Raw genomic sequence first — 12,654 nt, 5'->3', positions numbered from 1 at the left:
ATAAGAAACCTCAGGACTTCTTACTCTCATCTATACAATTAGCCAGTTAGCTAAATTTAAACAGCTACTCTTTTGCTACTCGATAAATTATTTTTCTTTTTTCGTACTCGTTTTTTTCTTCTTGTTACGTTTCAATTGTTTTTGCTTTTGTTGTCGTTCAAGTTCAGCTTGATGTTTTTTCTTTTGCACGATGATCCAAACAACTAAGGCAATAATAATTAATAATAGAATCACACCGCCAAGAATAAAATAGATTAAATTATTGTTTGACTCTTCTTCTAACTCAACCGCTTCTTTATTAAATTTTTCAGCTTCATCTGCTTTAATTTCAAATTCTTTTTCAAAATCCCATTTTTCGCCACTTGATTCTACATGCATCGTTAAACGATATTTCCCTGCTTTAAATGCTTTATTGTTCAAAGGTACTGCATAATCAAAGTTTGAGTTTGGTGCCATACTTAAATCTGATTGTTTTTGCTGATACAGTACTTCGTTACTACCTGATGGATAAATTTTAGCATCAATGGACATTTTACTTAAAATTCGAGCAGTAGGATTTTGCAAATTAGCTAAAACGACATTGCGATAATTTCGTTGACCAGGCTTAACATCAAAAAGTTTAAGATCTGGTTTGATTTCTGTATCATTTTCGGAAAGTCTAACCCCAATCACATAAGCAAATTTATTTTCGATTTGTACGCCTGTTTCGGTGCTCTTTTTATCGTCACTATCTTTTTGTTTAAAATGTAACCCACCTAAAATAATTCCATCAAAAGGATTATTCGGAACCGTTACTTTAACTTGAATCATTTTACTCTCATTAGCCGCTAATTCCACTTCGTTTTCCGTTTCAGCAAGCTTAGAAAATGGATATTTTAGTGACGGATCAAGTTTGGGATCTACTTCACTATAATCGATTACACCATTTTTATTAGTGATTGCCGTGTTTGCATTGACTAAAACAGTAACAGCTTTATTTGTATTATTTCTTAAAGCTACCTCTAAATCCTGAACCTCACCCGGTTTGACTGTCAAATCGAAATAGGTCTTATCCTTATCTCTTTGATTATTAGGTATTTTTGCTTCTACTGAAAAGCTCATTTCTTCTGCAAAGGCTACTTTTCCATCTGAGTAAAAAAATAATGCGCCTAAAAAGAACACACCTAAAGCCAATAAAGATTGTTTTATTTTCATTTTTTCCTCCTACTTAAGCAACTACTTTTAATAAATGAAAAATATACCTAGTCTCTCTTTATTTTAGTAGTTTTATTTTTCTATAGCTTCAATAATAATCAAAAAACAAAATAATTGCGTTTTTAAAATAAGTTATTTTAAAACAATAAAATGATTACTTCGCTATCTTGAATATATTTTACAATAAAATCTAGAAAATCACTAAAAATTCGCCTTTTGAAAGATACAATTACTAAACAATTTAAGCAAAAAAATAAAATTAACTATTTTTGAAATAAGCCGAAATTCACCCAAAATTCAAAAAGTAATTTTCGAAAATCTCAGCTTATTCTCTCAAACCTAAGAATGTCTAAAACATAGTGAAGAGTACTTTAATAATTTAGCTGAGATTGGATTCATCCTATAAACATTTTATGGTTGAATCTCTCGGAAATAAGTCAAAATTGTTGTGAATGAAATAAACGACTATAGCACAATACCTACTTGGTTATCAAAAATTTAAAGATCACCAAGTAGGTTTCATTTAATGACAAAAAAATTCTTTCGCGTTTCTTGTCATTTTTGGAGAAAATTTCTTCTTGTTGCGATATTTTTCGAAGAACACTATAAGTCAGTGATAAATCGTATCTACTTATTTCTTAAAATTAATAGTGTTAACTCATAATAATTAGTATCTAGTAAAAAAACTATTAGTCCGCAGGAGCGTCAGCCAAGGTCCATGTCAAAGTAGATTTATAGGCTGCTCCATCTTTTGGTAATGCAGAAACAGGAACTGAGATTCTAACCCCAGCAGAAGGTAGGCCGTTTGCAGTTTGTAACAAAGCAGGGGCAGCAGTTGTTCCACCCCAAGCTAATGACCAAGTTCCTTGTCCCTTTCCAGCATCAGCACTAAAAACAGTACTTGAAGAACCAACGTTTGAAAGAATATCCATGTTATTATTCGTCCCAAAAGCTACAATTGTTGGTGTGAAAGCACTCATTTCTGAAGAACCAATCACATTTCCATCCGTTAAATAAATACTTGCTCCAGTCAATGTCGCTGGTGTTGCTCCTTGTGCTACATTTTGTTCTACAAATTCAGTTCCTGTTACACTCACGTTCCAGCCAGTGCCTTTTCCACGATTATCCGTCACTTGTAAAAATGGTGCCAAATTTTCTGTTGGGGTCGGGGTCGTCCCAATCCCAGGAGTAGCCCAAGTTAATGTAGTCGGTTGCGCATAAGCACTCATCGCAGTCCCTTTAATTTTTATATCACCAAAATGAAAATTAGAAATCCAGTTGATATTAAATGCTTTTGTTCCATCTCCACCAGATCCGTTATCTCCTGGATCTACTTCTTTATCTGGACCATCTGGATCCGTTGGGTCAACAACCTCTGGTTTTGTAGGGTCAACAGGCGTATCATCCAAACTAAACGTAACGTCTGCTTCGCTAGTCGCTTTAGGGTCATCTGCATAAGCAGCTGTCCCGATTGTTACAACTCCTAATATTACTGCGGATAAACTAATAAAATGTATTTTTTTCATTGAAATCGCTCCTTTTCTATTCAGCAGGCGTGTTGGTCAATGTCCAAACTAAATCTGTTTTATACATTCCTGCAACTTTTTTTGAAGAACCTGGTACAAAAAGACTAATACTCTTTTGTGTTTCAGCCACATCTTTTCCGAATAAAGACAACCAAGTTCCCATTCCTTTGTTTTCACCAGCTGTAATCACTGGTTGATTACCTTTACCAGGTTCGATTACAATTTGTGTAGCTGGTGTCGGTGCATAAGAGGCACCATCAGCATTCGGTGATTTTAATACGAGGTTTGAAAATGTTAATTTTGTTCCAGTTAAAGTATTAGCTCCGTTTGTAAACGGACTGCCTTGCTTAACGAATAATGTCCATCCTGCATTTTTCCCTGTATTATCTGTGACTTGTATATAGTTTGGTAAGTCAACAGGTTGATTTGAGCTATTTTGTGTATTTCTATCAGGCAATGCATAATAAGTCGTATCATTCCCTGTTGCCTTTTGATTTCCAAAAGCTATATTAGAAATATAATCAATACTCAAGGGTCCTTCAGTATGCGGATAATCGGGGTCGATTGGATCCACTGGTATAGTTGGATCTGTTGGATTTAATGGATTTTCACTTTCATCATTTTTTTGAAATGTTATTGTTGCATTACTTTCTCCTACAGATTCATCGGCATTAGCTACAATATTACCTACAAAAAGACCCATTAAAGAAAGTAACCCAAAACCAAGCAATATTTGCTTTTTCATCAAAATACTCCTCTCTATTCTAAAACAAAAGCAGAAAACTGAGAGAACCGACTAGGTAAATAGCTTATCGATTCTCTACGTTCATTACTAACCATCATAATATAATTCAGGTATAGCTATTGCTTTTAGTTCATCATTTGTCTTAATTTTTTTATTGGAAAAGTAATTAATTTGCTGGCGCATCCACCAGTGTCCAAGTCAAATCAGCTTGATATTTAGTATTCACTTTAGGTGTTGAAGTACTTGGTACAGTAAGTTTTACCCCTTGATTTGCTTGGTAAGTCGTTTTATCTGCTGTCGCTCCCCAAGTCACTGACCAAGTTCCTTGTCCTTTGTTGGCATCCGCTGAGAACACTGGAACTCCTTGAGCACCTGCATCTAATATATCTGTTGTACCAGCAGCATTTAATGCAACTGGAGCAATTGAATCAGGAGATGTATCTACTCCAACAATTTGAGCTCCACCTAAGAAGATCTTCGCTCCTTTTAAAGTTGTCGTAGTTGGATCACCATTTTCATCTAATTCTAAAAACTCAGTTCCACTTACGCTCACATTCCAACCCGTCCCAGTCCCACGATTATCGGTCACTTGCAAGAACGGTGCCAAATTCGAAGTCGGAGTAGCACCATTACCACCTTCTGCTTCTGATTTCCAAGTCAAAGTAGTAGGTTGTGCCCAAGCTTCCATTCCACTACTAGCTAAATTAATGGTGCCAAATTTAAAGTTGGAAATCCAATTGATATGGAAACTTTTCGTACCTGAACCTCCTGATCCTTCGCCTGGATCGGTACCTGGATCAACAGGAACTTCTGGTTGATCTGGATTAGTTGGATCCACAACCTCAGGATTGGTTGGATCGACGGGGGTATTATCTACGGCAAAATCAACTGTTGCTTTTGAATCGGCAATAGAATCGGCGAAAACAGTTGTTGCTCCAGCACCTAAAATTCCTACACTCAATAAACTAGCTGTAATCAATTTGATTTGTTTCATTTTACATTCTCCTCTCATAACCTCTATTGTCTTTTATGTTTTTTTCTATTTCTAAAATATAGGTAAATAACAACTACTATAAGAATAATCCCAATATATGGAATACTTTTTGTAACCATTTCTCCCATGTTCGGATAGGTTGTTTTACCATTATTGGTTGGCTTCGTTGGCTGCTTTGAATTATTATTTGGCGGTATATAATCATTTTCAAAATAAATACCTACACTGCTACCTGATTGATTTGAATCAGCAAAAGTTTTAGCGGGAAAACCGAAGCTAATAAACAAAGCAATTAGTAGCATAGTTACTACTATTTTGTGTTTTTTCACTTGTTTTCCCTCCTATTCCTCAGGTGCATTAGTCAAAATAAAATCCACCGTCGTACTGTATTGCGCATTTTTATCAATCGCTCCTGGAGGAACTTTTAAAAAGAAACCATTACTTTGATCCCATGAAATAGTATTTTCTACCTCAGGATTTTCTTTCGTATAAATTGTCATAAAACTATCATTTAAACTTTGAGTAGCCGCCCCTTGTTTCACTTGAAGGGTCGCACCTCGCAATTCCTTGACCGATCCAGGAATACCTGTTTGAAACGGCTCACTCACTTTCGCTTGGATAAGCCATGGACTTTTCTCAGAACGATTATCTTCTACTACCATATTCCAACCAGTATCTTCTCTACTTAGGGTTTGGGTATATGATTGAATGGTCGCATTAGTAAAGTTCAATGTTGGAGTGATACTTGTAATATTCAAATCAGGTCCTGTGGCAATGACCGTAATCGAATAAGGATATCTTAAAAATTTCTGATTTGCTGCAGTAGCATCAGGATTGGTTGCTGTTGCGACTGAAATCACACCAGACGAACTCTCTCCTACACTCAAATTAAGTTTTGGATACGTTACAAAACCATTTACTTTTATATTATCCAAATATTCTTGCGAAATAGTAGAGTTCGTTACATCAAAATAATCACTTAATTGTTGATAAGTTTGATCATAAGCAGATTCCGAAGCTGTATCACTTACTAATAACGATTTATCGATTGTATCTAAATGATCAAAAAATAATGGTTGATAACCATCGGGCGTAATGACTGCGAAAATTGTACTATCTCTTGGCAAGCCCTCGATTGGTCTTATTGGACCCTGACCATTTTGGAATAAACCACGATAGCTTTGATTTTTAACATAAAACTTAATAACATCGCCATAATTGACCTTTAATACGCCTTCTGTCCCCCATTGATTGATCACCTGAGCAGGTGTTTGACTGCCTAATGCTTGAAAAGTTACATCGTTTTCAGAATTAGGACCATCCGATACTGCTTTAGCATTTACTTGCCCAGTTGCTTGCTCAGACATATCATAATAAGTTATTTGATAAAGCGGATCATTCGGTGCGCTACTATTAAGCGCTGTACTTTTTTGCGTATTAGTGATATTTCCGTAACTTGAAGATAAATACGGATTTCCATCACTATCCTCATGAATTGTAATCGCCATCGTTGACTCTTTATTGAGAACATTGGTGCCACTTCCACCTAAAACAGTTGTATTTCCCCACGTTACGGAATATGGAATCACTATATCTGCACTATATTGGCGACCTTCTTGTGTAGCTGTAACAGTAACTGTTGCATTCCGTGTACTTGAAGTTGTAACCGTACTCGTATCAATTGAATCATTAAGTTGAACTTGATAATCAGTTACAGCAGAACCTGCTATTTGAACATCTTTGACCCAATTTTTCAATGTTTCTTGACTAAAATCCGCTAATCTTTCCCCGACTGTAAAACTTGGAGCTGTATCTGAAGCTTGTGCCGTTAACGGATTATCAATCATTCTAATTGGAATAATTGCTGAAACTCGTTCATCACTATCCGTTACTCGTATCGTACCTGAAGTACCGTTAGGAAATTGACTAAAATCAACCTCGGCATTTGAAAACGACCACAAGCCATTTTTGTCTGTAGTTGTAGTAAAAGTTTTACTGCCTATGATCATGGTTACCGTCCCATCAACTACTTTTGAACCAGAGATATCACCATCTGGCGTATAATAAATACTTGAACCATTGACTTGACTATACGTATTGATAACATCATAGATTCCATTTGTTTGATAGAACGCAGAATCCATTATTAGTTTTGGTAAATCAATATCATTTGAAATACGACTGTAACTATTTATATCAAATTGAGAGGCAATACTGGTTGGGTTTGAAGTAATCGTTCCTTTATTGGAACTATAAAAATTTGCAACATTTACAAAATTGACATTTTCCCAAATTTCTATAGGATTTCCAATTCCTAAAGAAATTTTATCCCAAACTGCTAGATTAGAATTTTTTATATTTAAATTACTTCCGCCTCTATTATTGTATGAATAGAAAAATACCCCATTACCAAAGAAACGAATATCGAATACTTTTGGTGTATCAATATTGATATTTGTAGCATACGTATAAATAGTTCCACGACCAACATTGGTTCTGGCGGTCGTAGCAATTTTGAAAGTCGATTGAGGATCTGCATTAATTTCAGCAAAATCACTCGGTGTTCCTGAACTACCAGCGACTTGAGAAGCAGTCGTTCGTAACGACGTCCCAATTGCAGTAGCATCAAACACAGCATTTTGCTTTACATTAATTTGTGCGAAATTCCCGACATTATTTGAGTAGGCACGATTACTACCTGTTGTATTATTATCATTTTTCAAAATAACTTGGGCATTTTCATTAACATTCAAAATTCTCGTATTGGTTCCAGATACATCACGATACCCATCAAAACTCAAATTAATCCCGCCATTACTTCTAGCTCGATCCCCTGGATTACCATTTGCTGAAGTATATCCATTAAAAATACCGTTAAAATCCATATTTAATGCACTGACATTAAACTGATCATTGGTCAAACTAACCGTACCATTGAAAATCGCTTTACTTCTTCTTCCAAAAAAGAAACCGCCTGTTGAAGTATGCGAAAGATTTTCAAAAGTAGCGACTAAATTCGTACTTGTATTCGTTGCTAAGAAAAAACCAGGTCCTGAAACTCCAGTATTCGAGGATGAATTCCCCATCCCTCTAGAATCACCACCAGTTATCGAACCATTTTTTATAATGACACTAGTTACAGCTGCACTATTAACAATTAATTTTCCCGAGGTAGTAGCACTTGAAGCTGTTGTAGCAGTAATCGTATGTTGATTCAAATCAAGCTCTTTGTTTGCAGGAATCGTTATTGCTTTAGTAAGAGGAATATTCTGAGTTAGGATATAAGAACCAGCTGTCGTACTAGTTAAGTTATCAATTAAATCTTGTTCAGATGTTATCTCAACCGGATTAGCCAACGCAACGATTGCTTTACTTTCTTTTGAAACTACACTAGAAGATTCCTTGGAGTCACTAGTTTTAACATTCTCTTTCGGTTTTATCTCATTTTCATCTATAGAACTAGTATTTTGTTCGCTAGTTGACTCACTTAACGAATAAGTAGTTGTAGTTGTAAGAGGCGATTGTATTTCACTAGAAGAAGTGATTGTTTCTTCTTGAGCTTCAATAGGTTCATTAAAACTAATTACCTTAAAAAAAAGAAATAAAATCAATAAAATTACTATTTCATAACATTTTCTTTTCATATTCTTCTCCTTTCCTTCATATTTAGTTCATTAATTACCCATAGTTTATTTTAATCTACATTTTTTTTCAAATAATAAGTATTAAAATATTCAAAGTAATAAAAAGCGATAAATTAAGCGCATTATTTAAATAAACAAGATATAATAGTCAATTTCTGAAACAATAAATATACCTATATTGACTTAGAAACACTAGAAAAAATGATAACTAACGGCGGAAAACAGTAGAAAGCATACGTAACATTAATCCAACTTATTATTCATTACTAAAAACTTTTTTTGTTAAGAAAAATACAATTATGAGTATTTTTAATTTAGTTTTTAAAATAAAAAAAAGAGACTTTAATCAATTTGTTGAACTGATTTAAAGCCTCAATAAATAAAAAGAGAGATTTTTTTTATATTACAAATTATTTAATTGAAAACTAAGCTAAATTTGTGATTTTTTTCTTAATTAATTCATCTGAACATTATTATCAACTTATTGTAAACTAATTTTTATATTGTTGTTTTGAGAATTCTGACTTTATTTCAATAAATGCTTGGAAAATTTGTAAAAATTGAAATAAGTTTGCACGGTTCTCAAATTCTGCACGAGATTTTGGTAATTCTTTTTCTTTATATTCTTTGTATACAAAATCAATTTTATTCAAAATCACTGTACCATCGTTACTTTCAGAAAATGTAGTGGCGGTTAATTCTAATAATTGCCGAATATTTGTTACTTGCTCTGATTCGACTGAAATTTTTTGTAAAATCATCAGCATTTCGGTTAATAAACTTCTTTGAATTTTGCGCATAGTAAAATATTCTATGTAATAATAATCGGGTGAAACTAATTGATTCTCGGTATGTTCCTTTGCCCACTGTTCACTTTTATTAATTATACTTTTTAATTCATCACACTGACTAATCAATTGAAATTCCTGCTGTTCTTGGTTCAAGTATTCAGCCATTCTTGTAAGAATTTCGCGAAACATTTCTTCAATTAATTGCTGGTCTTCTTTTAAGCGTTGTTCAATGTTTGGCATGTAGCTGTTCACTACTAGTGCAAAACCAACTCCAATAACCATTAAGAGAAATTCATTTTGAATAATTTGCCACGAAAGTGTATTTTCAATCCAATAATGTGTCACTAAAACTGAACTTACGACAATCCCATCTGATAATTTAAAATAAACAGCTACTGGAATAAACAAAAGTAAATAAATACCAAAAGCTATCGCATTAAATCCAATGATTGAAAAACAAATGAAGGCTATTACTGTAGCGATAGCAAGTGAAATTAAACGATAAAAACCAGTATAAATTGAGGTCTTTTTTGTATTTGCAACACTCAGAATAGCAATAATTCCAGCCGAAGTTGGATAAAGCAAACCTAGTGATTGTGCAACTATTGAAGCTAATGTTGCACTAATTGCTGTTTTAACTGTTCGTAACCCTATTTTCATATAAAAACTCCTTACATTATTCTTAATCTTTTCATCTAGCACTAGTAATTTTACCTCTAATTCGGTTATGATTAAATAAAAACATCTTGCAAAAATTATTTTAGGAGAGAATGAAAAATGAAAATTGGCCCCTTTCGGTTAGGAATGCGGACAACGAAAACGGCTCTAGCCGTCATGATATGTATTTTTTTGTTTAAAATTTTAGATCGTGGGTCCCCAATGATTGCGGCTTTAGCTGCTGTATTTTCCTTAAGGCAAGACCTTTCAACAAGTTTATCTTTTGGTAAATCAAGAATATTAGGAAATACTTTAGGTGGTTTTTTAGCCATTCTATACTTCTTGGTTCAAGGATTATTTGTTCATGATTTTTTAGTAGAACTATTCTTTTTACCATTTTTAGTGATTGTTGTGATTGTAGTTTCAGATGGAATTAATAATAATTCAGGAATTATTTCTGCGATTGCGACATTATTACTAATTTCTTTAAGTATTCCCCAAGGCGAATCTTTTTTATTCGCTTTATCACGTGTGATTGATACGTTCATTGGAACTTTTATCGGGATTGCTTTGAATTTCTTTGTAAAACCCAAACCAATAGAAGAAAAAAATGAAATCGATGAAGATCTCGCAACGCTTGAACTAAAAGAAAAAGAGCTAGAAGAACTCAGAAAAAAAGTTCAACTAAAAATTGCCAAGAAAAATGAAGCAGATAAATCTGACCCCCCAGCTAACGAGTAATAAAGCTTTGAACTAATAGCTATCACAATCGAACAGAAAAAATAAGTGCATTTCCTAGCAAACAAAGATAGGAATTTGCACTTATTTTTGATTTCAAATAAATTTTCAAACAACGTTTTTAATTCGTTTTATTCTTCAGTATTTTTCTCATCGTTGTAAAAATGAACATTACTATTCGTTCCTTTTTTCGAGAAGTTTTCAATCAATTCTTTCACATCAAGACCTGTTGTTTCTTTTAACGTTTCTTGCGTGCCCGCTAATAAGTTAGTTGCATAATTAGTAATTCGATTTGCTCCTGAATTTTCATTTCCTGAGCCAGTATCAACAACAGAAATTTTATCAATATTTCCTAATGGCTGAGCCGCTTCTTTCATTAATTGAGGCAACATTTCCATCACCATACTTAGAACAGCTGCTTCGCCATACTCTTTAAAGGCATCCGCAATTTTTTGTTTTGCTTCGGCTTCCGCTTTACCACGAGCTAAGATTGATTCTGCATCTGCTTGACCAGCTAAGCGTGTTTGATTTGCTTGTGCTTCTGCTAATGATTCAACACGGAAACGTTCCGCTTCTGCTTCTGCTACTTCACGTGCTTTATGAGCCAATGCTTCTTGTTCTTTTGAGTAACGATCCGCATCTGCTTTTTTCTTCACTTCTGAATCATATTGTTTTTCACGTCTGATGATTTCTTTTTCTTCTAATTCAATTTGTTTTTGACGTTCAATGACTTTAACTTCCATTTCTTGCGCTACTACTTGTTGTTGCGCTTTCGCCGTTTCAAGGTTATACGCTTGGTCGGCTTTCGCTTTAGCAATATCTTGTTCTTCTTTATAGATTGCTAATTTTAATTCTTTTTCTTTAGACGCTTCCGCAATTTCGGTTTGACGTTCTAGTTCAGCTTGTTGTGATTCTTTTTCAGCTTGAGCCTTTTTGATACGCGTTTCTTTCAGTGCTTCTGCTTCAGCAATATCAGCATCACGTTTCACTTGAGCAATCCTTGGTTTACCTAAAGAATCCAAGTAACCATTTTTATCGCGAACTTCTTTAATAGTGAATGATACGATAATCAATCCCATTTTTGCTAAATCCACACTTGCCACTTCTTGAACACTTTGGCTAAATTTATCACGATTTTGATAAATTTCTTCAACTGTCATTGAACCCAGAATCGAACGTAAATGACCTTCTAAAACTTCACGCGCTTCATTTTCTAGCTCTTCTCTTGTTTTGCCTAAAAATTGTTCTGCAGCCGTTGCTATTTCTTCTACTGATGAACCAATTTTAATAATTGAAGTTCCATCACACATAACAGGAACCCCTTGTTCAGTATAAACTTCAGGTGTCGAAACATCTAATTTAATAGATAGTAAGCTGATTCGATTTGATCGTTGAAAGACTGGTAAAACAAATGCTCCCCCGCCTCTAACAATTTTTATCTTATTGCCACGTTCATCTGAATGAACATTTTTACTACCTAAATAACTCCCACTGATAATCAACGCTTCATCCGGTTTTGCTGTTTGATATTTTGAAACAAATACAATCATCAGCATCAACAAAATAACCGCTACTAAAACAATTGGTACTAAAATCCCAAATTCCATTTTCAAACATCCTCCTTTATATTTTTAAACTACTTTCATAAGGTATCACATAGCACACACGTTCTTTAATTTCAATAATTAATACTTGCTCCCCACGTTCAAGTTGCCGCTCTTGTGGCGTATAAAATGTTGCCGGGCGACTCATCGAACCAGTCACGCTTGAAAAGCTGATTTCGCCCATTCCTTTAACTGGTATCGGAGTAACAACTGTCGCAGTATTGCCTTCCATATCTTTTTCAGAAATCGAAATCGTGGACTCTGCGTTTTTCATTGGCATCAAAATATAGAAATTTAATAAAAAAACGACGACGGCACTAATTGCTGCGCTAATGATAAAGACTGTTAGATAACTTAACGTAAAAAAACTATTTCCGAGATAACCAAATAAAGAAGTGAAGGCTAACCAAGGTATAATCAACATCGGATCAATTGGTCCATCAAAATGAAATATATCGCCAAACAAAACCAATAGAAAAGCAATTACAGCACAGCCAATCAATACATAAATATAAATCGTGTCGATTGGAATCCCTTGAATCATTTTTCATCTCTCCTTTCGTCACTCAGTCAGCTACCTACCAAACCTTATTTTTTAATGCTGCTATCATCCATTTTAGCAATTTTCTTGTAAAAATAACAGAGCATTTTAATGATTTTTAAAATAAAATGACGAATTTTCTAATGAAATTAGTTCATCAAAAAATTAGCTTCTATTTGAACTTCTCTGAAACTAGAATGATTACTGAAAGAAAACTGTA

10 protein-coding genes are annotated in these 12,654 nt (G+C 34.1%); 1 reads left to right on the top strand and 9 read right to left on the bottom strand.

What is annotated here, in order from left to right; all coding sequences use genetic code 11:
• Window positions 1-87: 87 nt before the first annotated feature.
• The 7 genes from ACYSNW_RS04105 to ACYSNW_RS04075 form a co-directional block, all read right to left on the bottom strand.
• On the bottom strand, window positions 88-1,194 hold the full coding sequence (locus tag ACYSNW_RS04105; RefSeq protein ID WP_461743183.1) for a DUF916 and DUF3324 domain-containing protein: 1,107 nt from the start codon (window positions 1,192-1,194) through the stop codon (window positions 88-90).
• A 689-nt stretch (window positions 1,195-1,883) separates the two neighbouring features.
• Window positions 1,884-2,720 carry a WxL domain-containing protein gene (locus ACYSNW_RS04100; RefSeq protein ID WP_461743182.1) on the bottom strand — a complete coding sequence of 279 codons (837 nt, stop codon included), beginning with the start codon at window positions 2,718-2,720 and terminating at the stop codon, window positions 1,884-1,886.
• Between the two features lie 16 nt (window positions 2,721-2,736).
• Entirely contained in the window at window positions 2,737-3,465 is a 729-nt protein-coding gene (locus ACYSNW_RS04095) for a WxL domain-containing protein (protein ID WP_461743181.1), read from the bottom strand.
• A 166-nt stretch (window positions 3,466-3,631) separates the two neighbouring features.
• Window positions 3,632-4,459: a WxL domain-containing protein gene (locus ACYSNW_RS04090; protein WP_461743180.1), complete on the bottom strand. Its 828-nt coding sequence runs from the start codon at window positions 4,457-4,459 to the stop codon at window positions 3,632-3,634.
• Between the two features lie 23 nt (window positions 4,460-4,482).
• Complete coding sequence (locus ACYSNW_RS04085) at window positions 4,483-4,788, bottom strand: hypothetical protein (protein WP_461743179.1); 306 nt, start codon at window positions 4,786-4,788, stop codon at window positions 4,483-4,485.
• Window positions 4,789-4,800: 12 nt separating this feature from the next.
• On the bottom strand, window positions 4,801-8,103 hold the full coding sequence (locus ACYSNW_RS04080; protein ID WP_461743178.1) for a hypothetical protein: 3,303 nt from the start codon (window positions 8,101-8,103) through the stop codon (window positions 4,801-4,803).
• 491 nt (window positions 8,104-8,594) lie between these two features.
• Window positions 8,595-9,554, bottom strand: coding sequence for an aromatic acid exporter family protein (locus ACYSNW_RS04075; RefSeq protein ID WP_461743177.1), 960 nt, complete (start codon window positions 9,552-9,554; stop codon window positions 8,595-8,597).
• 117 nt (window positions 9,555-9,671) lie between these two features.
• On the opposite strand from ACYSNW_RS04075, the gene ACYSNW_RS04070 reads away from it, so the two are divergent.
• Window positions 9,672-10,292 carry an FUSC family protein gene (locus ACYSNW_RS04070; protein WP_461743176.1) on the top strand — a complete coding sequence of 207 codons (621 nt, stop codon included), beginning with the start codon at window positions 9,672-9,674 and terminating at the stop codon, window positions 10,290-10,292.
• A gap of 128 nt (window positions 10,293-10,420) precedes the next feature.
• On the opposite strand, the gene ACYSNW_RS04065 is transcribed toward ACYSNW_RS04070, so the two are convergent.
• Together ACYSNW_RS04065 and ACYSNW_RS04060 are read right to left on the bottom strand one after the other, a co-directional pair.
• Window positions 10,421-11,896, bottom strand: a complete 1,476-nt coding sequence (locus tag ACYSNW_RS04065; RefSeq protein ID WP_461743175.1) for a flotillin family protein — start codon at window positions 11,894-11,896, stop codon at window positions 10,421-10,423.
• Window positions 11,897-11,912: 16 nt separating this feature from the next.
• A complete protein-coding gene (locus tag ACYSNW_RS04060; protein ID WP_461743174.1) occupies window positions 11,913-12,437 on the bottom strand; it encodes a hypothetical protein in 525 nt (174 codons plus the stop codon).
• Between the last annotated feature and the right edge of the window lie 217 nt (window positions 12,438-12,654).

The sequence above is a fragment of the Enterococcus sp. LJL99 genome (genome assembly GCF_054871725.1).
This window is presented reverse-complemented; position numbering and strand designations above follow the sequence as displayed.